A 21648-nucleotide genomic window follows, 5' to 3' on the forward strand; every position below is an offset into this window, starting at 1 on the left:
ACACGCCGGCGTCCTCGCAAGACGCCGCGCAGCTCGCGAGACGCCGCCACGTTCGGCGGTGTGTTGGCGACCTGGCGGCGTCAGCGGAACACGACGGCGTTTCTCGGCCAAGCCACGACCCTCCCGACCGCCCGAAGCTCGCCCGACGCCCACCCGTCCGGCCTCGGACGCGTCACTCCGTGCGCAGGGTCCCCGCACCGCCGGACGCCACGTCCGAAGCGGTGCCGTCCCGGACGACCTCGGGCACGTCGCCGTCGGTCGGCACCAGCGACTCGTCGCCCGGGTAGCTCAGGGTGAGGACGGCCTCCTCGATGTACGGGCTGTCCTCGAGCGACTTCTCCACGTCACGCAACCGCACCGCCACGTGCTCCTCGGTCTCGTTGCCCGTCAGGTCGACGGCCGCGACGAGGTACACCCGCGACGGCCCCACGAACTCCAGGTGCAGGTAGGTGACCCGCTCGACCTGCGACCGGCCCAGCAGCTCGACGAGCACCGCGTTCTCGAGCTCGGGGGACGTGCTCTCGCCGAGCAGGAACCGGCGGTTGCGGTCGATCAGGACGATCGCGACGACCCCCAGCAGCACACCGATCGCGATGGAGCCGAGCGCGTCGAAGACCGCCAGCCCGGTGACCTGGTGCAGGAACACCCCGAGGAACGCCACGACCAGGCCGATCAGCGCCGCCGCGTCCTCGGCGAACACCGCACGGAGCGTCGGGTTCGACGACTGCAGCACGTGCCGCAGCACCGGGACCTTGCGCTTGGTCGCGGCACCGTGCGCCTGCCGGTAGGCCTGCAGGAAGCTCGTGCCTTCGAGCAGGAACGCGACCCCGAGCACGACGTAGTTGAGCACGACGTCCTCGGCCGGCCCGGTGTCCCCGAACTCCGAGATGCCGTGGTAGATCGAGACGATCGCACCGGCCGTGAACAGGCCGAACGCGGCGAACATCGACCAGATGTAGGTCTCGCGTCCGTACCCGAGCGGGTGCGCGGTGTCCCGCTTCTTGCCGCCGCGTCGTTCCGCGACGAGCAGGAACACCTCGTTGCCGGTGTCCGCCCAGGAGTGCGCCGCTTCGGCCACCATCGAGGCCGAACCCGAGACGAGCGAGGCGATCGTCTTCGCGATCGCGACGAGCAGGTTCGCCCCGAACGCGATCAGGACGGTGACGAGTGACTCGGGGCGTTCTTCTGCGGGCATCACTCAAGCATGCTCCCGTCCGGTAAAGTCGTGTTCCAAGAGCGTCGATCCGGCCATCACCGGGGAGCTTCCGGAAGAACGCGGAGCGCATCAGCGCCTCCGTCAGTAGAACCGGGCGGGTTCGGGACCGTCACCACCCCCGACACAGAGTGGTCGCACAGCGCACGTTGGGCGGCAAACGAGGTGGTACCGCGGAACCTGCTTCCGTCCTCGTGGAGATTGAGCGAACCCACAAGGAGTCCCGGTGCCGTACCCGTTGAACGCCGATGCCGATGGCGTCGTCCCCTCGCCGAGCTTCCCCGCCGTCGAGCGGGGCATCCTCGCCTTCTGGAAGCGCGACGACACGTTCCAGGCGTCCATCGACGCGCGCGAGGGCTGCCCGGAGTGGACCTTCTACGACGGCCCGCCCTTCGCCAACGGCCTGCCGCACTACGGGCACCTGCTGACGGGCTACGCCAAGGACGTCTTCCCGCGCTACCAGACCATGCGCGGCAAGCAGGTGCACCGCCGCTTCGGCTGGGACACCCACGGCCTGCCCGCCGAGCTCGAGGCGATGCGCCAGCTCGGCATCACCGAGAAGCACGAGATCGACGCCATGGGTATCGACGTCTTCAACGCCGCCGCCAAGAAGTCCGTGCTGCAGTACACCGACGAGTGGCAGGAGTACGTCACCCGCCAGGCGCGCTGGGTCGACTTCGAGGACGACTACAAGACCCTCGACGTCACCTTCATGGAGAGCGTGCTCTGGGCGTGGAAGCAGCTCTGGGACAAGGGCCTGGCGTACGAGGGCTTCCGGGTCCTGCCGTACTGCTGGAACGACCAGACGCCGCTGTCCAACCACGAGCTGCGCATGGACGACGACGTCTACAAGATGCGCCAGGACCAGTCCGTCACGGTCTCGTTCCCGCTGCACGGCGACCGCGCTTCCGCGCTCGACCTGGCCGGTGTGCGTGCGCTCGCCTGGACGACGACCCCCTGGACCCTCCCGACGAACGCCGCCCTCGCGGTCGGCCCGGACATCGCGTACGCGGTCGTCCCGGCGGGCCCTGGAGGCGCGGCTGACGGTGGCGAAGCGGGTTCCGCCTCGTACCTCCTCGCGTCCGACACCGTGGCCGCGCACGCGAAGGAGCTCGGCTACGCCTCGGGCGACGAGGCGCTCGCCGCCGTCGCGCGCACGCTGACGGGCGCCGAGCTCGATGGCGTCGAGTACGAGCGCCTGTTCGACTTCCTGGCCGAGCAGGAGGGGTACGACAACGCCTGGCGCATCCTGGTCGCCGAGTACGTCGAGACCGGGGAGGGCACCGGCATCGTGCACCAGGCCCCGGCCTACGGTGCCGACGACCAAGAGGTCTGCGCAGCAGCCGGCATCCCCGTCGTGCTGTCGCTGGACGAGGGCGGCGTCTTCACGTCCCAGTTCGGCGAGGTCGCCGGGATGCTCTGGTCGGACGCGAACAAGCCGCTGACGAAGGCCGTCCGCGACGCCGGGCGACTGCTCCGCCAGGCGTCCTACGAGCACAGCTACCCGCACTGCTGGCGGTGCCGGAAGCCCCTCATCTACAAGGCCGTCTCGTCGTGGTTCGTCCGCGTCACCGAGCTCCGCGACCGCATGGGCCAGCTCAACCAGGACATCAACTGGGTGCCGGACAACGTCAAGGACGGCCAGTTCGGCAAGTGGGTCGGCAACGCCATCGACTGGTCGGTCTCGCGCAACCGCTACTTCGGCACGCCTATCCCGGTGTGGCAGTCCGACGACCCCGAGTACCCGCGCACCGACGTGTACGGCTCGCTCGCCGACATCGAGCGCGACTTCGGCCGCCTGCCGCTGAACGGCGAGGGCGAGGTCGACCTGCACCGCCCGTTCATCGACGATCTGACGCGGCCGAACCCCGACGACCCCACGGGCAACTCGACGATGCGCCGGATCACCGACGTGTTCGACGTGTGGTTCGACTCCGGGTCGATGCCGTACGCCCAGGTGCACTACCCGTTCGAGAACCGGGAGTGGTTCGAGTCGCACAGCCCGGCCGACTTCATCGTCGAGTACATCGGGCAGACGCGCGGCTGGTTCTACGTCATGCACGTGCTCTCCACCGCGCTGTTCGACCGACCGGCGTTCCGGAACGTCATCAGCCACGGCATCGTCCTCGGCTCGGACGGCCAGAAGATGTCCAAGTCGCTCCGGAACTACCCGGACGTCTCCGAGGTCTTCGACCGCGACGGCGCCGACGCCATGCGCTGGTTCCTGATGTCCTCGTCGGTGATCCGCGGCGGCAACCTCGTCGTCACCGAAGAGGGCATCCGCCAGGGCGTCCGCGAGTTCATGCTGCCGCTGTGGTCGACGTACTACTTCTTCACCCTGTACGCGAACGCCTCGGGTCCCGACGGGTACCGGGCCCAGCGCCGGACCGACTCGACCGACGTGCTCGACCGGTACCTGCTCGCGAAGACCCGGGTCCTCGTCACCGACGTCCGGACGCACCTCGAAGCGCTCGACACCCCGCTCGCTGCCCAGGCCGTCCGCGACTTCGCCGACGTGCTGACGAACTGGTACGTCCGCCGCTCGCGCGACAAGTTCTGGACCGGGGCCGACGCGGACGCCGGGGTCGAGACCCGCGCGGCGTTCGACACGCTGTACACCGTGCTCGAGACCCTGACCCGGGTCGCCGCCCCGCTCGCGCCGCTCGTCACCGAGGAGATCTGGAAGGGCCTGACCGGTGGGCGCAGCGTCCACCTGACGGACTTCCCGGACCCCGACGAGTTCCGCGCCGACGACGCCCTCGTCGACGCGATGGACCGCGTGCGCGACGTCGCCTCGAAGGGGCTGGCGCTCCGCAAGGCCACGGGCAAGCGCGTCCGGCTGCCCCTCGCCACGCTGACCCTGGTGGTGCCGGACCCGGCGGCGGTCGAACCGTTCGCCGACATCCTGCGCGACGAGCTCAACGTGAAGCGCGTCGTGCTCGAGGAGCAGGCCGAGGAGTCGCTGGCGCAGTACGGCATCGAGCGGAAGCTCACCGTGAACGCCCGCGTCGCCGGCCCCCGCATCGGCAAGCAGGTGCAGCAGGTGATCCCGGCAGCCAAGAAGGGCGACTGGACCGCGACCGACTCCGGCGTGACCGTCGGCGGCGTCGACCTGATCGAGGGCGAGTACTCGCTCGACCTCACCGTGGCCGACGCCTCGGTGGCCGTGGCGTTCCTCGACGAGGGCGGCTTCGTGGTGCTCGACACCGTGACCACGCCCGAACTCGAGGCCGAGGGGCTCGCCCGCGACGTCGTCCGCGCCGTCCAGCAGGCCCGCCGCGACGCCGACCTCGACGTCAGCGACCGCATCGCCCTGACCCTCCGGGTGGACGACACGGCCGACGGCGCGGTCCGCGCGCACCAGGAGCTCATCGCGGGGGAGACCCTGGCGACGAGCGTCGAGATCCTGCCCCTCGGGGCGGACGACACCACCACCGACGTCGGTGACGGTGCGAAGGTATCCGTGGAGGTAGCACGCGCATGAGTGACGACGACCAGTACGACGACCACGAGGCGAACGAGGAGTTCGTCGGACACGACGAGTTCGACGGCCGCGACGAGGACGGCATCCGGATCCCGGTCGGCCCCTCCGGAGACGCTCCAGCCGACGCCGTGCCCTACGGGGGCGACGACGACGAGGTCCGCCGCGTCGAGGCCGCCCTGTACGCCCGCATCGGTGAACAGGCCCCCGAGCGCCGGCTGACCGCCACCCGCCGCGCCGTCGAGCTGCTCGGCGACCCGCACCTGGCGTACCCGGTGATCCACGTGACGGGCACGAACGGCAAGACGTCGACCGCGCGCACCATCGAGAGCATCGTCCGGGCACACGGTCTGCGCACCGGTCTGATGACGAGCCCGCACCTGGTGTCGATCCGGGAACGCATCGTGGTCGACGGCCAGCCGATCGCGGCGGACCGGTTCGTCGAGAACTGGGACGACATCGCCCCGGTGCTCGAGATCACCGACCGCGAGCTCGCCGACAAGGGCGAACTCCCGCTGACCTTCTTCGAGGCGCTCACCGTGCTCGCCCTGGCGTGCTTCGCCGAGGCGCCGGTGGACGTCGCCGTGATCGAGGTCGGCATGGGCGGCGAGTGGGACTCCACCAACGTCGTGCAGAGCCAGGTGTCGGTGTTCACGCCGATCGCCATCGACCACGCGAAGCAGCTCGGTGCCACGGTGGCCGAGATCGCCCGCACCAAGTCGGGCATCGTCAAGCCGTCGTCCGCCGTGGTGTCGAGCCGGCAGGTCCCCGAGGCCCTCGCCGAACTCGAGCGCGCCGCCGAACTCACCGAGTCCACGCTGGCCGTCGAGGGCGCCGTGGGCCCCTTCGAGCCGGTACCTGACCGTCGCGAAGCGGCGGGCAGGCCGAGCTCGCAGGGATTCAGCGTCGTCGACGTCACCCCGGCCGTGGGCGGACAGCTCATCACCGTGCAGGGCATCGCCGGCCGCTACGACGACCTGTTCCTGCCGCTGTTCGGCCGGCACCAGGCCGAGAACGCCGCCGTGGCGATCGCGGCGGTCGAGTCGTTCCTCGGCCGCGGGGCCCAGGCCCTCGACGAGGACGTCCTGTCCGAGGGCATCGCCGGCACGACGAGCCCCGGTCGCCTGCAGCCCATCGCGACCGACCCGACCGTCGTCGTCGACGCCGCGCACAACCCGCACGGTGCGAAGGCCCTGGCCGAGGCGCTGCCGGTCGCGTTCCCGTCCGAGCACGTCGTCGGCGTCGTCGGGATCCTCGGAGACAAGGACGCCCGCGGGTTCGTCCGCGCGCTCAAGGACACCGTCGCCACGTTCGTCGTGACGCAGCCGCCGGGGGAGCGAGCGCTCGACGCGGACGAGTTCGCCCGGGTCGTCGTCGACGAGGTCGGCGAGGACCGCGTCGTCGTCGAGCCGTCCCTGGCGTCCGCACTGCAGGAAGCGCGCAGCCTGGCCGACGAGGCGGACGCCGAGGACGCCCTCGTGCTCGTCGCGGGCTCCATCGTGATGGTGGGCGCGGTCATGGACCTCGTGCACCGCGAAGGCGAGGCGAAGTGACGGACGCACCAGGGGCCTCCCGGCCGGGCCGCGCACCGCGCACCCGGAAGCCGCGCCGCGAACGCGGGGCGCAGGAGAGCCTGCTCTCGATCACCCTGGTGCTCGAGGCGATCATGTTCTTCTTCCCCATGCTCGTCGTCTTCGGCAAGGGCACGCTTCCGCCCGCAGCGGCCTTCGGCGGCGGCATCGGCGCGATCATCGTCCTCGCAGCTGCCTCACGTCTGACGGGCAACCCCGCCGGTGTAGGGTTCGGGTGGCTGCTGCAGGCGGCCATCCTCGCCACCGGGTTCATCGAACCGTTCATGTTCGCGGTCGCCGTGGTGTTCCTGGCGCTGTGGGTCTTCTGCTTCGTCAAGGGCGGTCAACTGGACCGCCAGAACGCCGCGCGCCGAGCGGCCATGGGCGAGGACTGACCACCACATTCGACCCCGAACACAGGGAGTACTGCGTGTCCGACTTCGAAGAGACCCTCGTCCTCGTCAAGCCCGACGGCGTCGCCCGCCAGCTGACCGGTGAGATCCTCCGCCGGATCGAGACGAAGGGCTACGAGCTCGTCGACCTGAAGATGCTCACCGCACCGCGCGACCTGCTCGACGCGCACTACGAGGAGCACCAGGGCAAGCCGTTCTTCGAGCCGCTCGTCGAGTTCATGCAGTCCGGTCCGGTCGTCGCCGTGCGCGTCGCCGGCAACGGTGCGATCGCGGGCTTCCGCTCGCTCGCCGGCACCACCGACCCGACCTCGGCCGCGCCCGGCACCATCCGTGGTGACCTCGGCCGCGACTGGGGCCTCAAGGTGCAGCAGAACCTGGTCCACGGTTCGGACAGCCCCGAGTCGGCCGCGCGCGAGCTCGCGCTCTGGTTCGCCTGAGCGGCGGGCACGACGTGACGAACAACGACCGACCCACCAAGAACGAGCGGCGTCAGCACGCCCGAGAGGTCGCACGCCAGCGAGCCGACGCCGAGAAGCGCCGCAAGCGCCGCAACAAGTGGTTCCTGCAGGGCGGCATCGGCCTGGGCATCGTGGCGATCGCCGCGATCATCGCGATCGTCGTGGTGAACGTGAACAACGCGCCCGTGGTGTCCGCAGCGGGACCGAAGAACATGGCCACCGGGGCGATCCAGTTCACCGGCCAGGACGGCAAGGTCACCCCGGTGACCACGCCGGCCGTCTCCGCGACGGGCTCGGCCTCGCCGGTCCCGACTGCGAACAGCGACGGTGCCGTGACGGTCACCGAGTACGTCGACTGGGCCTGCCCGGTCTGCAAGCAGTTCGAGGCGGCCTACTCCGACCAGATCCTCGACAAGGTGAAGTCGGGCGACGTGACCTTGGCGATCCAGCCGGTGTCGATCCTCGACCGCAGCTACGCGGGCTCCCGCTACGCCAGCCGTGCCGCGAACGCCGCCATGTGCGTGGCGAACTACGCGCCGGACAAGTTCCTCGACGTGCAGACGCAGTTCTTCGAGAACCAGCCGGCCGAGGGCACCAAGGGCCTGACCAACTCCGAGATCGCGAAGCTCGTCAAGGCGGGCGGCGCGACAGGTTCGGACCTGTCCGAGTGCCTGTCGTCCGAGCAGTTCAAGGGCTGGGTGACGAAGTCCACGCAGGCCGTCACCACGAACGAGGCGCTCGCGGGAACGCAGGGCTTCGGCACGCCGACGATCGTCGTCGACGGCAAGCGCCTGGACGACCTGAGCACCGTCATCACCGCGATCGACGCCGCGGCGAAGTAACACTCTCCGAACGACCGACGGCCCTCGCTCCCATCCGGGAGCGGGGGCCGTTCGTCGTGCGGCGGGCGGGCGGTCGCGCGGTCGCGCGGCGAGGACGCGGCGGGACGGTGCGCGCGGCTAGGACGCCCTGCCGTGCTTCCGGACGAAGGCCGCGAACGCGTCGACGTCGGCGAGGGACGCCGCGCCGTCCGCGTTGTACTGCTGGCCGTCGACGATGATCGTCGGCGTGCTCGTGATCCCGTCGAGCGACGAGTTCGGCACCGGGTCGTTCATCGCCCGGTTGGTCGCGTCGGCGACCCACCCGGCGAAGTCCTGCCGGGTGATGCACGGTGTCACGGCCGGGTCCGTCGCCCCCGCTCCGCGCGCGAGGGACGCCAGCTCGTCGTTCGTGAGTCCGCGCGTGCTCTCCGAGGGCTGGTGTTCGTACAGCGAGCTGTTGAACGCCAGGAACGCGTCCGGGTCGTGGTCCGCCACGCAGGCGGCAGCCGCAGCCGAGCGGGTGGAGTACCGGGATCCGAGCGACACGCGGTCGAGCAGCCCGAGCGGATGCAGCTCGAGGGTCGCGGTGCCGTCCTCGACCCACTGCCGGATCCGGGACATCTGGGCCGTCTCGAACTGGTTGCAGTACGGGCACATGTAGTCCGCGTAGATCGTGATCGCGGTCTCGGAGCCGTCCTGCTCGGTCGGCGTCGGGGTCCCGCCGTCGGGCACCGCCCGCGTCTCGACGGGCACGATCCTGCCGTTGACCCCGGTGAGCAGGACGCCGTCGCTCGCCGTGTTGCGCGGCCCCGGACCGGCGGGCTGCACGGAGTTCGCGATCACCAGGACCACCACCGCGATCACCGCGAGGCCGCCGACGATGATCCCGCTGATGCCGAGTGTGCGGAGGCGGCGTCGGCGCGACTGCTCCGCCGCCCGTGCCGCTCGCGCGCGCTCACGTGCGGCGTCCCGGCGCGCCCTGCTGCTCTCGTTCTCGTTCATCGATCCCGAGCGTAGGGGCAGCGGGGACGGCTCAGAAGCTGGTGAGGACCGCGGGGAACTTGATGATGATCGTGACGATGATGACCAGGTAGTTCGCCAGCGCGAACGCCCAGCTGAAGGGCAGGAGCGACCGCCCGACACGCTGCGCTCCGGCGCCGAAGCGACCCTGGGCGGCGTTCCAGATCGTGAACACCCAGAACATCGGGATGGTCATCGACCAGACGAGCATGCACCACGGGCACAGGGCACCGATGACGAAGACGGTCTGCGTGAACAGCCAGGTCACGAACACCCACGCCAGGAGGACACCGGCGTTGAACGCGATCCAGAACCAGCGCGAACCGTTCCGGAACCCGGCGAGCAGCAGCACGGCGACGGCGATCGGCGCGACGAACCCCATGACGCCGAGCAGCGGGTTCGGGAACCCGAACAGGTGCCCCTGCCAGCTGGCCATCACGTCGGAGCAGTTGATGAACGGGTTCACGTCACAGCTCAGGACGGCCTTCGGGTTCTGGTACTTCGTGAACTCGTCCAGGACGAGCCGGAACGAGCCGAACAGGCCGACGATCCCGGTGACGAGCAGGAAGACCGCCATCGCGATCGGACGACGGGGGGCAGGTGCAGACGCGGTCACGCGGTCATCATCGCATGCGGGTTCCGGTGCTTTCGGGGTGTGGCATGCGATAATGCCTGGAGGTCGTGCGGCCAACCGCACACCGAAGAGAGCTTTCCGAGTGACGCCCCACCGGGCCGAACCCGGACGATCCGGTGCGGTGAGAGCGCACTGTGGTCGGGACAGCGTCACTCCGACGCCGAGCCGACCCGGGCCGGGTGCCCGGACCGGAACGGGCGCGGACGCAAGCGAAGTTGACGCAGACCGGTCACGAGACAGCGAGCGCGGGGGCGTCGACGCCGCCCGCCACAACTACAGAATTCCCGCCGCCCGAAAGGGTGCGAGTGGGGCCGAGGAGTGCACCAGTCCATGGTGGAGCAGAACAACGACAACACGACCAACGACGAGAACGCGCCGAAGCGCCGGAGCCGCCTGTTCGGCGGTCGCCGCGCCCGGTCGTCCGGCCAGGAGGCCCGTGGGGGCGCCGAGCAGGCACCCCACGCCGACGAGACCCTCGCGCTGACGGGCGGCGCTGACGCCCGTCCCGCGGCCAGCGTCGGGTCTCCCGACTCGCCGGATTCTCCCGATTCGCCGGACTCCCCGGCATCGCCCGTCGAGCCGACCGACACCGGGGCGGTCTCCGTCGCGGTCGAGGCCGTGGCCGACAGCGGTGCCGAGCCGCACGACGTGAGCACGCTGACCGGTGACCTGCCGGTCGTGACGGGCGACCAGCCGGGCACCGCGAGCGACGGGGCGGACGCGGACCGCGCCTCCCGTCCGGCCGATGCCGCACCGACGGCCGCGGCGAACGACGACGCCGCACCCGCCGACGAGCCGTTCGTGCCGAAGGCCACGAGCACGCTCAGCCTGATCTTCCACGCGCCGGTGCTGCCGGAGCTGCCGCAGCGCGCGCCCCGGTTCGAGCGCGATCGTGACCGCGACCGCGACCGCGACCGCGACGAGGACGACCGCTACGACCGCGAGGACCGCTTCGACCGCGATCGCGACCGTGACGACCGCGACGACCAGGGCGGCTCGCGCCGTCGCTCGCGTCGCCGTGGTTCGAGCGCCGACCGCGAGGCCCGCGAGCCGCGCGACCACCAGGAGCCGCGCCGCCGCGAGCCGGAGCTCATCACCGAGCCGCAGCGCATCAAGGGCTCGACCCGACTCGAGGCGAAGAAACAGCGCCGTCGTGACGGCCGCGACGCCGGACGCCGCCGTCAGGTGGTCAGCGAGGACGAGTTCCTCGCCCGCCGCGAGAGCGTCGACCGCCAGATGATCGTCCGCTCCAGCTCGTCGACGATCGAGATCGGCGTGCTCGAGGACGGCATCCTCGCCGAGCACTACATCACCAAGTCCGAGAACGTGTCGCTCATCGGCAACGTCTACCTCGGCAAGGTGCAGAACGTCCTGCCCTCGATGGAGGCGGCGTTCGTCGACATCGGTCGTGGCCGGAACGCCGTGCTCTACGCCGGTGAGGTCGACTGGAACTCCGTCGAGACCGGCAACCACGGTCGCCGCATCGAAGCAGCGCTCAAGCCGGGCGACAAGGTGCTCGTGCAGGTCACGAAGGACCCGGTCGGCCACAAGGGTGCCCGCCTCACCAGCCAGATCTCGCTGCCGGGTCGCTACCTGGTCTACGTGCCGAACGGCTCGATGAACGGGATCTCGCGCAAGCTGCCGGACACCGAGCGTGCCCGACTGAAGAAGATCCTGAAAGAGGTCCTGCCGGAGCACGCGGGCGTCATCGTCCGCACCGCTGCCGAGGGCGCGACCGAGGAGCAGCTCACCCGCGACGTGCAGCGCCTGACCAGCCAGTGGGAGGCCATCCAGAAGAAGGTCGCCGGCGGTCACGCCCCGGTGATGCTGCACTCCGAGCCCGACCTGCTCATCAAGATCGTCCGCGACGTCTTCAACGAGGACTTCACGAAGCTGATCATCGACGGCGAGGCCGCCGGCGGCACCATCGACGAGTACCTGTCGGCCGTCGCCCCGGACCTCAAGGACCGCGTCGTCCGGTACGAGGGCCCCGACTCGTTCGAGGAGTTCCGCCTCAACGAGCAGATCGACAAGGCGCTCGACCGCAAGGTCTGGCTGCCCTCCGGTGGTTCGCTCGTCATCGACCGCACCGAGGCCATGACGGTCGTCGACGTCAACACGGGCAAGTTCGTCGGGTCCGGCGGCAACCTCGAGGAGACGGTCACGAAGAACAACCTCGAGGCCGCCGAGGAGATCGTCCGGCAGCTCCGCCTGCGGGACATCGGCGGCATCATCGTCGTCGACTTCATCGACATGGTGCTCGAGGAGAACCGCGACCTCGTGCTCCGCCGTCTGGTGGAGTGCCTGAGCCGTGACCGGACGAAGCACCAGGTCGCCGAGATCACCTCGCTCGGCCTCGTGCAGATGACCCGCAAGAAGATCGGTGTCGGTCTGCGCGAGTCCCTCGACGAGGTCAACGCCAAGATCAACGACAACAACGCCGACCCGGGCCCGAGCAAGGGTCGTCGCAAGGGCCGTGGCGGGAACGGCAACGAGAACGGCCGGTCCGGCAACGGCGGGAACGGCAACGGGAACTCCGGTTCGTCGGGGTCGTCGAACGGGGCGTCCAGCCAGGCGCACCAGATCACCGACGACGTGAAGAACGCGCTGTCGCGGATCGCCGCCTCGACCCTGTCGCACGACGAGCAAGAGGCGGCAGCTGCTGCCGTGACCGCCACGGAGGCCGCGGCACCGTCGTCGGCCGACGCGTCGACCGGCACGGACAGCACGGGTGGCGAACAGCCGACCGGCTCGAAGCGTCGTCGTCGTGGTCGTGGAGGCCGCGGGGCTGACCAGCAGACCGGAGACCAGCAGAACGGCGAGCAGCAGGCCGCTGCACCGGCTGGGGCCACCGAGGCGCCGCAGGCACCTGCCGCCGAGCAGTCGGACGCACCGGAGTCCTCGGCCACCGCCGAGTCCGCCGTGGTCGTCGAGCCCGAGGCGCGCGCGCCGAAGGGCGCTGCTCCGGCCGTCACGGAGCCCGCGGCCGCACCGAAGGCGAAGGCCCCGGCCCGCCGTCGCGTGAGCTCGAGCGCCACCGTGACCCCGACCGACAACACCGTCGCGATCCTGGACATCCCGATCGCCGCGGCACCCAAGCGCGAGCCCCGCGCGGTCGCCCCGGACGCCGAGTCCCTGCTCGACTCGGTGCTCCAGGCGCTCCCGGAGCCGAAGCAGCCCGGACAGGGGCGCTCGCGCTCCCGCCGGGTCTCGTCGCCGAGCATCAGCGCTCCGGCCACGCCGACGGAGGAGCCGACCGACGACGCCGACGGCTCCGACGGCGCAGTGATCCTGGGGAACTGACGTGACGAACCCGGGCGACCCGCAGCAGCAGCGTGGGTACTACGGTGCGGGCTGGTCCCAGCCCGCACCGCCCGGCCCGGGTGCCCAGCAGCCCGGTGGCCCCGTGCCGCCGCAGCAGGGCGGTGTGCCGCAGTACGGGCGTCAGCCCGGTGCCGGCGCGCCGTACGCCCCACCGCGGCCGCCCCGTGCCCCGGCAGACCCGCGTCGGGCCTTCGCGCCCGGGGCATCGGTGACGAACACGGCCGGTGCGCTCATCGCCGTGGTGGCCCTGGTGCTCGTCGAGTTCGTGTCCGGGCTCTTCGGGCTGCTCGGCACCTCGCTCGTGGTCAGTCCGTTCCGGCACTACGGCGCCGGCACGAGCCTGCTCGGCAGCTTCACGACCGGAGTCTTCGTGGCGCCGTTCCCGTACTACGTCGGCGCGTTCCTGGCCCTGGCGTTCCTGACGCCGATCGACCGCCGCAGCCCGCTGCCGAGGCTCCTGCTCCGCGTGGTCCTCGCCGGCGCCGCTGGCACGGTGGCCCTGATGCTCGTCGGGGTCTTCACCGGGTCGCTCGGAGCGGCCACCGCCGGCGCTTCCCAGCTCGTCATCGACGTGCTCACGCGGCCGCTGCAGAACGGTCTGCCGTTCACCGTGATGCTCCTGGCGACCGCCACGGCGGCCTGGCTCTGGCTCGGTCGACCGCGCCGCGGACGAGGCACGTCGACGACCCCGGGCATGCCGGGCACCGTCCGACCCGCCGACGCGGTCCCGCCGTCGACGATCCAGCCGCAGCAGCAGCAGCCTCCGCAGCAGCCCCCGGCGAACCCCTGGGGCGGACCAGCGCCCCGCTGAGCCCGTTCCCGGCCCCTCGCACGCGCAGCCCTGCGAGCCGGCGGCGCGCCGTGCGAGGTGCCGCGTGGGGCGGACCCGCACCGGGCCTCCCGGCCGTCCTGAGGCGCTGTCAGAGGCCGCGCTTGTCGCGCTGCGCCACGCGCAGCCCACTGCGGATCAACCGCAGCACGAGCTCGCGACCGGTCACCGCCGAGGCGCCCGCGGCCACGAGTTCGTCGTACCGCGCGAGCGGGACGTCGTAGTGATCGTGGTCGAACGCACGGCGCGGCACACCTGCCCGCGCAGCGAACGCGTGGAGTTCCGCGTAGGATTCATCACTGACGAGGTGCGACCACAGTGTGTCGTGGGCGGGCCACGTCGGTGGGTCGATCAACACGGTCACCGTGCAATCGTACGGGTGTCGCCGTTTGACCGGACCCAGGGTGATCGAGTATTCTCGGTCCCTGGTGTCAGCGGGCCGTTCTGCCTGCGTCGCCGATCGGGCCCGGCCTTCCCGGGAGCCGCTCGTGCAGAAGTGGGCACCCGAGACTTCCCTCAAGCAGAGTTACGTAAGGATTTCCACGTGGTTTACGCAGTAGTGCGCGCCGGCGGCCGTCAGGAGAAGGTCGAGGTCGGCACCATCCTGACCATCGACCGTGCCAAGGCGGACGACAAGGGCAACATCGACCTCGCCCCCGTGCTCCTCGTGGACGGTGACAAGATCACGTCGGCGGCTTCCGAGCTCGCGAACGTGACCGTCACCGCCGAGGTGCTCGACGACCTCCGTGGTCCCAAGGTCATCATCCAGAAGTTCAAGAACAAGACCGGGTACAAGAAGCGCCAGGGTTTCCGCGCTGAGCTGACCCGCGTCAAGATCACCAAGATCGCGTAAGGGAGTCAACTCATGGCACACAAGAAGGGTGCGAGTTCCACTCGCAACGGTCGTGACTCGAACGCACAGCGCCTCGGCGTGAAGCGCTTCGGTGGCGAGGTCGTCAACGCCGGCGAGATCATCGTCCGCCAGCGCGGGACCCACTTCCACCCGGGCGCCAACGTCGGCCGCGGTGGCGACGACACGCTGTTCGCCCTCTCGTCCGGTTCGGTCGAGTTCGGCACCAAGGGTGGCCGCAAGGTCATCAACATCGTCAACGCGTAGTCGTTCGAACGACTGCAGCTGGAGGGGCGGGCCGAGTGCCCGCCCCTCCTTCGCTTTTCCCGCCGACGATCCCGTCGGCACAACGAAACACCAGGAGTGGACCATGGCGACCTTCGTCGACCGCGTGACCCTGCACCTCAGCGCGGGGCACGGCGGCAACGGCTGCGTGTCGGTCCGCCGTGAGAAGTTCAAGCCCCTCGCCGGGCCCGACGGCGGCAACGGCGGTGACGGCGGCGACATCGTGCTCGTGGCCGACCCGCAGGTCACGACGCTGCTCGGCTACCACCGTTCCCCGCACCGCTCGTCGAAGAACGGCCAGCCCGGCATGGGCGACCACCGCAGCGGTCTCAGCGGCGAGGTCCTCGAGCTCCCGATGCCCGTCGGCACCGTGGTGTACGACGAGTCCGGCGAAGTCATCGCCGACCTCACCGAGCCCGGCATGCGCGTCGTCGTGGCTCCCGGTGGACAGGGCGGCCTCGGCAACGCGGCGCTCTCCACCACGAAGCGCAAGGCCCCCGGCTTCGCGCTGCTCGGCACCGAGGGCTGGGCGGGGGACATCAGCCTCGAGCTGAAGACCATCGCCGACGTGGCCCTCGTCGGGTTCCCGAGCGCCGGCAAGTCCTCGCTCATCGCGGCCGTCTCCGCCGCCAAGCCGAAGATCGCGGACTACCCGTTCACGACCCTCACCCCGAACCTCGGCGTCGTCGAGTCCGGTGACACCCGGTTCACCGTCGCCGACGTCCCCGGTCTGATCGAGGGCGCGTCCGAGGGCAAGGGCCTGGGCCTCGAGTTCCTGCGCCACGTCGAGCGGTGCGAGGCGCTGCTCCACGTCATCGACTGCGCCACGCTCGACCCGGGCCGCGACCCGATCAGCGACCTCGACGTCATCCTCGGCGAGCTCGAGCGCTACCCGGTCCCCGAGGGCCAGGTGCCGCTGCTCGAGCGCCCGCAGCTCATCGCCCTGAACAAGATCGACGTGCCCGAGGCGCAGGAGCTCGCCGAGTTCGTCACCGCCGAGCTCGAGGGCCGCGGCTACCGCGTCTTCCCGATCTCCACGGCGTCCCGCAAGGGGCTCCGCGAGCTGACGTTCGCCCTGGCCGACATCGTCGAGCAGGCCCGCGCCGCCCGTGCTGCCGAGCCCGTGCCGGAGCGCATCGTGCTCCGCCCCCGCTCGGTCAACGAGAAGCCCTTCACCGTGCGCGCCGAAGGCGGCGAGGAGCACCGCTTCTACCGCGTCCGCGGCGCCAAGCCGGAGCGCTGGGTCCAGCAGACCGACTTCACGAACGAAGAGGCGATCGGCTACCTGGCCGACCGGCTCGCGAAGCTCGGCGTCGAGGACGGCCTGTTCAAGGCCGGAGCCGTCGCCGGCTCGACCGTCGTCATCGGTGGCGACGGCGGCATGGTGTTCGACTGGGAGCCCACGCTCACGTCGACCGCGGAGCTCATCACGAGCGCCCGTGGGACCGACGCCCGCATCGGCGCGACCTCGCGTCCGACCCGCAACGAGCGGCGCGAGGAGTACTTCGAGCGGATGGACGCCAAGGCGGCCGCCCGTGCCGAGCTCGAGCAGGAGCGCGTCTCCGGGCTCTGGGTAGACGACGACGTGGTGACCAGCGACCAGCTCGGCACCAGCGACCAGGTCGAGACCAGCGACCAGAAGGACTGACCGCGGCATGACCGACACGACCGCCCGCACCGACCTCGGACCCGTCACACGGCGCGAGGACATCCCGCGTGCGCGGCGGATCGTGGTCAAGGTCGGCTCGTCCTCGGTCAGCGGTGACGCCGCCGGCCAGATCGGCCCCCTGGTGGACGCTCTGGCGGCCGCCTACGGTCGAGGGACCGAGGTCGTGCTCGTGTCGTCCGGTGCGATCGCGACCGGGTTCCCGTTCCTCGGGCTCGAGGGGCGACCGGACGACCTCGCCACGCAGCAGGCGGCGGCCGCAACCGGGCAGAACGTCCTGATGTTCCGGTACCAGAAGGAACTCGACCGGCACGGTGTCGTCGCGGCGCAGATCCTGCTCACCGCCGGTGACCTGCAGAACCCCACGCACCGTGTGAACGCCCAGCGGGCCATCGACCGGTTGCTCGCCCTGCGCGTGCTCCCGATCGTGAACGAGAACGACACCGTCGCCACGCACGAGATCCGCTTCGGCGACAACGACCGGCTCGCGGCCCTGGTGGCTCGGCTGCTCGGGGCCGACGCCCTCGTCCTACTCTCCGACGTCGAGGCGCTCTACACAGCACCCCCGGAGCAGCCGGGCGCGACCCGCATCGACGAGGTGCCGTTCGGCGACGAGCTGGCCGGGGTCACCTTCGGCTCGATCGGCACCGCGGGCGTCGGCACCGGGGGAGCAGGGACCAAGGTCGCCGCCGCGCGGCTCGCGGCCGAGGCGGGCACCGCGGTGCTCGTGACCGACACGGCGCTGGTCGACCGCGCGCTGGCGGGCGAACACCTCGGCACCTGGTTCCACGCCGCGCCGCGTCCCTGACACGGCCCGCAGTGCGCCACGCCGCGCCGCGCCGCGCCGCGCCTCGCGGGTGGCACCGAGTGGTCGCGACTCCCCGTTGGGACGCGGTCGTGTGGTCGGGAACCGTCGCTGCGGGCGGCGCGGAGCGTCGATCTGCGACCGCTCGGCGGGCGGGGGACGACGTGTCGTGACCGCTCGGAGCGGCCGGTCGACGGGGTGGACGCGACCGCCTGGAGGCCCGGTGCGTGTCCGGGGACCGGTGGCGGGCCTCCAGGCGGTCGCGACTCCCCGTTGGGTCGCGGTCGTGTGGTCGGGAACCGTCGCCGCGGGCGGCGCGGAGCGACGATCTGCGACCGCTCGGCGGGCGGGGGACGACGTGTCGTGACCGCTCGGAGCGGCCGGTCGACGGGGTGGACGCGACCGCCTGGAGGCCCGGTGCGTGTCCGGGGACCGGTGGCGGGCCTCCAGGCGGTCGCGACTCCCCGTTGGGTCGCGGTCGTGTGGTCGGGAACCGTCGCCGCGGGCGGCGCGGAGCGACGATCTGCGACCGCTCGGCGGGCGGGGGACGACGTGTCGTGACCGCTGGGCGCGGCGGACCGGGCCTGGAGGCACGGCGAGCGTCCGGCACGCCCGTCACGAACCGGGGGACGGACCTACAATCGGTCCATGTCGTCGATCGCGCCCGCCCCGACCCTGACCGACAAGCTCGTGGCGGCACGGGCCGCCTCGTCGGCGCTCGCGACCGCGACGACCGCCGTCAAGGACGCGGCCCTCGGCGCGATCGCCTCGGCGGTGCGTGCCGCAACCGACGAGATCGTCGCCGCGAACCACGACGACCTCGTTGCCGGCGAGGACGGCGGACTCTCGTCCGGGCTGCTCGACCGGCTGCGACTCGACCCCGTCCGGATCGAAGCCCTCGCCGCCGCGGTCGAGCACGTCGTCGGGCTGACCGACCCCGTGGGGGAGCACGTGCGCGGGTCGCAGCTGCCGAACGGACTCCAGCTCACCCAGGTGCGCGTGCCGTTCGGTGTCGTCGGGGCCATCTACGAGGCACGCCCGAACGTCACCGTCGACATCGCCTCGCTCGCGCTCAAGTCGGGCAACGCCGTCGTGCTCCGTGGTGGGTCGGCGGCCCAGCACACGAACGCCGTGCTCGTCGCCCGGATCCAGGACGCGGTCGAGTCGGTCGGCCTGCCCCGCGACCTGGTGCAGACCATCGACGAGTTCGGGCGCGCCGGTGCAACCGAGCTCATGCGCGCACGTGGCCTGGTCGACGTGCTGATCCCGCGGGGGAGCGCCACGCTCATCCAGACCGTCGTCACCGAGTCGCAGGTACCCGTCATCGAGACCGGTGCGGGCGTCGTGCACGTGTTCCTCGACGCGTCCGCGCCGGAGCAGCGTGCGGTCGACATCGTCCTGAACAGCAAGGTGCAGCGGCCGAGCGTGTGCAACGCCCTCGAGACCCTCCTGGTGCACGAGGCCGCGGCCGAACGACTCCTGCCGGTGCTGGCCGACCGGCTGCGGGCGTCCGGTGTCACGCTGCGCGGCGACGACGCCACGCGGGCGATCGTGCCCGGGGTGCTCCGAGCCACCGAGGACGACTGGGCGACCGAGTCGATGGACCTCGACCTGTCGATCCGCGTCGTGCCCGACGTCGACGCGGCGATGGCGCACATCGCCCGATGGTCGACGCACCACACGGAGTCGATCGTCACGAACGACGTCGACACCGCCGAACGGTTCCTGGCGACCGTCGACTCGGCGGTCGTGATGGTGAACGCCTCGACCCGGTTCACCGACGGCGGCGAGTTCGGTTTCGGGGCCGAGGTCGGCATCTCGACGCAGAAGCTGCACGCGCGTGGTCCGATGGGCCTGCCGGAGCTCACGAGCACGAAGTGGATCGTGCGCGGCTCCGGGCAGATCCGCGGCTAGACTGAACGGCGTCTTTCCCCGACCGAACGGAGCACGAACGATGACCTTCCTCGCAGAAGCTGCTGAGCACGCCTCCGGGGCGCCCGCGTTCGTGTTCCCGATGGTCGGCGCCCTCTTCTTCATCTTCCTCGGCTTCGTGACCTGGAGCTTCCGCGACGTGGCCTACCGCCACTCCCAGAAGTTCGAGGCCACCCGCCACCACGAGACGGGTGTCGACGAGTTCGGCCACACCAAGATCTGACCGACCACTCGATGCTCGAGACCACCGGACGGCCACGCATCGGCGTGATGGGTGGCACGTTCGACCCCATCCACCACGGGCACCTGGTCGCGGCGTCCGAGGTGGCGCGGGCGTTCGACCTCGACGAGGTCGTCTTCGTCCCCACCGGACAGCCGTACATGAAGTCCGACGTCACCGACGCCGAGCACCGGTACCTGATGACCGTGATCGCCACCGCGTCGAACCCGATGTTCACCGTCAGCCGCGTGGACATCGACCGCCCGGGGCCCACGTACACCGTCGACACCCTGCGGGACCTGCACGAACAGCGACCGGATGCCCAGCTCGTCTTCATCTCGGGCGCAGACGCCGTTCAGCAGATCGTCGACTGGAAAGACCATGATGGCCTCTGGGACCTCGCGCACTTCGTGGCCGTGACGCGTCCGGGACACGCCTTGAGCATCACCGGATTGCCCGAGCGGGACGTAAGCTTGCTCGAAGTCCCTGCACTGGCCATATCCTCGACGGATTGCCGTGACCGGGTTCGACGGGGTTTCCCCGTCTGGTACTTGGTTCCCGACGGTGTCGTCCAGTACATCTCCAAGCACCATCTGTATCGGAGCGTTGCATGAGTTCGTCCGACGCGCAGCCGCCCCTGTCGCGGCGCCAGGCGCGCGAGCGGGAGCGTGCCGCCGCGGCCGGTTCGCAGCCCGCGACGCCGCCCCCGACCGTCGCCGCACCCGCCGCCGAGACCCCCGAGTCCCGCCGCCGTCCCGGGTCGCACGTCGCCCCGGCCCCCGGTGGCCCCGCCCAGTCGTCCGCGCCGGCATCGGCGCAGACCGCGCCCGGGTCCGTCCCGGCGTCGGCGCCCGCCGCCGGTGTGCCGCCGTTCCCGCCGGCCTCCGCGACCGAGATCGTCCCCGGCAGTGGTGGGCTCACCCGTCGGCAGATCCGGCAGCTCCGTGCCGCCGAGCGCCAGGCGGTCCTGCCGGTCCCGCTGCAGAACCCCACGCCCCAGTCGTCCGACCGCACCGTCGAGGACGTCCTCGGGTCGGTGGACACGATCGACCCCGCCGCCGCGCCGCAGAGCGCTCCGGACGCCGAGGCCGCGCACGAGGAGCAGCCCGCTGCCCCGACGGTCCTCGACCAGGCCGCTGTTGCCCAGGCCACCGAGGCCGACGGGTCCCCGGACGCGCTCGAGCCCCTCGATGAAGCCGCCGCGCACGCCGAGGAGCCCCGCCGCCACCGGTCGACGTGGTCGCCGCCCGCCGACGCCACCGAGTCCGACGCGTCGGCGACCGACGCCCCTGCGGACGAGGCGACCGACGTCGCCCCGGCGGACGAGACGTCCGAGGACGCTCCGGCCCGCTCAGCCCACGACGCTCCGGCTCCCGCTGCCGGGTCGCAGCCCGCCGTCACGCCGGTGCCGATCCCCACGAACGCCGCCGCAGCGACCCCCGCGGTGTTCCCGCTCTCGCTCGACGCCGAGGACGACGACACCAACGAGGTGCCGCTGCCCGAGCCCGCGACCGAGGCCCCGAAGGTCCCCGCCGCGTTCCAGCGTCCGACCGAGCCGAAGCCGGTGACCACGGCCTTCGCGCCGCCCGCCGGCCACTGGTCCCAGCAGGCGCACGACTCGAACGACTCCGAGGTGCACGACGCCGAGACCGGCACCCGCCGCGTCGCGGTGACGAACACGAACGCGATCATCCTGCCGAACTCGGCCCTGGCCGACCCCACCGGCGCACTCAACGCGACGGGCGAGGTGATCCTGACCGGGTCGATCGACCTGCCGGCGTCGCTGTCGTCGACGGGGTCGCACCGGCCGATCGACGGCGCCGAGGTGGACCGCCTGCTCGAGCAGCAGGACGAGCAGCCCGACACCGATGCCAGCCCGGTCCGGGCCAGTCGCGCGGTGTCCAGCCACACCTCGACCCGCCAGGTCGTGCTCGCCGCCGCCAAGCCGAAGGAGTCGCGCACGCCGCTGATCCTCGGTGTGACGGTCGGCGCGGTCGGGCTGGCTGCGGCCGGTGTCATCATCACCGCACTGCTCACCACCCACGCGTTCGGCGGCTGACCGCTGCCGTCCCCGACGTCCGTTCTCCACCACCCCGCCGACCCTGGCCTGGCCGCTGTCGGCGGGG

General features: G+C 71.3%; 19 protein-coding genes. 15 read left to right on the forward strand and 4 right to left on the reverse strand.

Annotated elements, in window-relative coordinates:
* Positions 1–172 precede the first annotated feature (172 nt).
* Positions 173–1195, reverse strand: coding sequence for a cation diffusion facilitator family transporter (locus DEJ27_RS06385; protein ID WP_111090535.1), 1023 nt, complete (start codon positions 1193–1195; stop codon positions 173–175).
* Between the two features lie 244 nt (positions 1196–1439).
* Between DEJ27_RS06385 and ileS the strand changes: the two genes are divergently transcribed.
* Genes ileS through DEJ27_RS06410 form a run of 5 tightly spaced genes read left to right on the forward strand, consistent with a single transcriptional unit; the run spans position 1440 to position 7978 of the window.
* Positions 1440–4697: an isoleucine--tRNA ligase gene (gene ileS, locus DEJ27_RS06390; RefSeq protein WP_110859221.1), complete on the forward strand. Its 3258-nt coding sequence runs from the start codon at positions 1440–1442 to the stop codon at positions 4695–4697.
* Positions 4694–6247, forward strand: a complete 1554-nt coding sequence (locus DEJ27_RS06395) for a folylpolyglutamate synthase/dihydrofolate synthase family protein (protein WP_181420001.1) — start codon at positions 4694–4696, stop codon at positions 6245–6247. The genes ileS and DEJ27_RS06395 overlap by 4 nt, the downstream gene beginning before the upstream one ends.
* A complete protein-coding gene (locus DEJ27_RS06400; protein ID WP_110859222.1) occupies positions 6244–6660 on the forward strand; it encodes a DUF4233 domain-containing protein in 417 nt (138 codons plus the stop codon). Before DEJ27_RS06395 ends, DEJ27_RS06400 begins: the two co-directional genes overlap by 4 nt.
* A gap of 35 nt (positions 6661–6695) precedes the next feature.
* Entirely contained in the window at positions 6696–7115 is a 420-nt protein-coding gene (gene ndk / locus DEJ27_RS06405; protein WP_110859223.1) for a nucleoside-diphosphate kinase, read from the forward strand.
* A gap of 14 nt (positions 7116–7129) precedes the next feature.
* Positions 7130–7978 (forward strand): thioredoxin domain-containing protein, encoded by an 849-nt coding sequence (locus DEJ27_RS06410; protein WP_110859224.1) that lies wholly within the window; start codon positions 7130–7132, stop codon positions 7976–7978.
* A gap of 117 nt (positions 7979–8095) precedes the next feature.
* On the opposite strand, the gene DEJ27_RS06415 is transcribed toward DEJ27_RS06410, so the two are convergent.
* Entirely contained in the window at positions 8096–8959 is an 864-nt protein-coding gene (locus DEJ27_RS06415) for a thioredoxin domain-containing protein (protein WP_110859225.1), read from the reverse strand.
* Positions 8960–8990: 31 nt separating this feature from the next.
* On the reverse strand, positions 8991–9593 hold the full coding sequence (locus tag DEJ27_RS06420; protein ID WP_258369814.1) for a vitamin K epoxide reductase family protein: 603 nt from the start codon (positions 9591–9593) through the stop codon (positions 8991–8993).
* A gap of 348 nt (positions 9594–9941) precedes the next feature.
* Between DEJ27_RS06420 and DEJ27_RS06425 the strand changes: the two genes are divergently transcribed.
* Positions 9942–12914 carry an Rne/Rng family ribonuclease gene (locus DEJ27_RS06425; protein WP_110859227.1) on the forward strand — a complete coding sequence of 991 codons (2973 nt, stop codon included), beginning with the start codon at positions 9942–9944 and terminating at the stop codon, positions 12912–12914.
* A 1-nt stretch (position 12915) separates the two neighbouring features.
* Positions 12916–13746 carry a hypothetical protein gene (locus DEJ27_RS06430; RefSeq protein ID WP_110859228.1) on the forward strand — a complete coding sequence of 277 codons (831 nt, stop codon included), beginning with the start codon at positions 12916–12918 and terminating at the stop codon, positions 13744–13746.
* A 109-nt stretch (positions 13747–13855) separates the two neighbouring features.
* Here the strand turns inward: DEJ27_RS06430 and DEJ27_RS06435 are convergent, their stop codons facing one another.
* The gene (locus DEJ27_RS06435; RefSeq protein WP_110859229.1) at positions 13856–14128 is read right to left on the reverse strand and encodes a DUF4031 domain-containing protein; all 273 of its coding nucleotides are present in this window, start codon (positions 14126–14128) and stop codon (positions 13856–13858) included.
* 180 nt (positions 14129–14308) lie between these two features.
* Between DEJ27_RS06435 and rplU the strand changes: the two genes are divergently transcribed.
* The 8 genes from rplU (at position 14309) to DEJ27_RS06475 (ending at position 21581) form a co-directional block, all read left to right on the forward strand.
* Complete coding sequence (gene rplU, locus DEJ27_RS06440) at positions 14309–14617, forward strand: 50S ribosomal protein L21 (RefSeq protein ID WP_027464715.1); 309 nt, start codon at positions 14309–14311, stop codon at positions 14615–14617.
* A 12-nt stretch (positions 14618–14629) separates the two neighbouring features.
* Entirely contained in the window at positions 14630–14881 is a 252-nt protein-coding gene (gene rpmA, locus DEJ27_RS06445; protein WP_017885976.1) for a 50S ribosomal protein L27, read from the forward strand.
* A gap of 103 nt (positions 14882–14984) precedes the next feature.
* Positions 14985–16547, forward strand: coding sequence for a GTPase ObgE (obgE, locus tag DEJ27_RS06450; RefSeq protein ID WP_110859230.1), 1563 nt, complete (start codon positions 14985–14987; stop codon positions 16545–16547).
* Positions 16548–16554: 7 nt separating this feature from the next.
* Positions 16555–17373 (forward strand): glutamate 5-kinase, encoded by an 819-nt coding sequence (gene proB / locus DEJ27_RS06455; RefSeq protein ID WP_217499638.1) that lies wholly within the window; start codon positions 16555–16557, stop codon positions 17371–17373.
* 645 nt (positions 17374–18018) lie between these two features.
* The gene (locus DEJ27_RS06460) at positions 18019–19284 is read left to right on the forward strand and encodes a glutamate-5-semialdehyde dehydrogenase (protein ID WP_110859231.1); all 1266 of its coding nucleotides are present in this window, start codon (positions 18019–18021) and stop codon (positions 19282–19284) included.
* A 40-nt stretch (positions 19285–19324) separates the two neighbouring features.
* A complete protein-coding gene (locus DEJ27_RS06465) occupies positions 19325–19525 on the forward strand; it encodes a hypothetical protein (RefSeq protein WP_110859232.1) in 201 nt (66 codons plus the stop codon).
* 11 nt (positions 19526–19536) lie between these two features.
* Complete coding sequence (gene nadD, locus DEJ27_RS06470; protein ID WP_110859233.1) at positions 19537–20136, forward strand: nicotinate-nucleotide adenylyltransferase; 600 nt, start codon at positions 19537–19539, stop codon at positions 20134–20136.
* Positions 20133–21581 carry a hypothetical protein gene (locus tag DEJ27_RS06475; RefSeq protein WP_111090536.1) on the forward strand — a complete coding sequence of 483 codons (1449 nt, stop codon included), beginning with the start codon at positions 20133–20135 and terminating at the stop codon, positions 21579–21581. Before nadD ends, DEJ27_RS06475 begins: the two co-directional genes overlap by 4 nt.
* The last annotated feature ends 67 nt before the right edge of the window (positions 21582–21648 follow it).

The organism is Curtobacterium sp. MCPF17_018 (assembly GCF_003234135.1).
Taxonomy (GTDB): domain Bacteria; phylum Actinomycetota; class Actinomycetes; order Actinomycetales; family Microbacteriaceae; genus Curtobacterium; species Curtobacterium flaccumfaciens.

What these genes read in the sequence shown, in the direction of transcription:
- DEJ27_RS06385 (WP_111090535.1), bottom strand. Translation starts at nt 1,195, where the DNA reads ATGCCCGCAGAAGAACGCCCCGAGTCACTCGTCACCGTCCTGATCGCG.
- DEJ27_RS06395 (WP_181420001.1), top strand. Translation starts at nt 4,694, where the DNA reads ATGAGTGACGACGACCAGTACGACGACCACGAGGCGAACGAGGAGTTC.
- DEJ27_RS06415 (WP_110859225.1), bottom strand. Translation starts at nt 8,959, where the DNA reads ATGAACGAGAACGAGAGCAGCAGGGCGCGCCGGGACGCCGCACGTGAG.
- DEJ27_RS06425 (WP_110859227.1), top strand. Translation starts at nt 9,942, where the DNA reads ATGGTGGAGCAGAACAACGACAACACGACCAACGACGAGAACGCGCCG.
- rpmA (WP_017885976.1), top strand. Translation starts at nt 14,630, where the DNA reads ATGGCACACAAGAAGGGTGCGAGTTCCACTCGCAACGGTCGTGACTCG.
- obgE (WP_110859230.1), top strand. Translation starts at nt 14,985, where the DNA reads ATGGCGACCTTCGTCGACCGCGTGACCCTGCACCTCAGCGCGGGGCAC.
- proB (WP_217499638.1), top strand. Translation starts at nt 16,555, where the DNA reads ATGACCGACACGACCGCCCGCACCGACCTCGGACCCGTCACACGGCGC.
- DEJ27_RS06460 (WP_110859231.1), top strand. Translation starts at nt 18,019, where the DNA reads ATGTCGTCGATCGCGCCCGCCCCGACCCTGACCGACAAGCTCGTGGCG.
- DEJ27_RS06465 (WP_110859232.1), top strand. Translation starts at nt 19,325, where the DNA reads ATGACCTTCCTCGCAGAAGCTGCTGAGCACGCCTCCGGGGCGCCCGCG.
- nadD (WP_110859233.1), top strand. Translation starts at nt 19,537, where the DNA reads ATGCTCGAGACCACCGGACGGCCACGCATCGGCGTGATGGGTGGCACG.
- DEJ27_RS06475 (WP_111090536.1), top strand. Translation starts at nt 20,133, where the DNA reads ATGAGTTCGTCCGACGCGCAGCCGCCCCTGTCGCGGCGCCAGGCGCGC.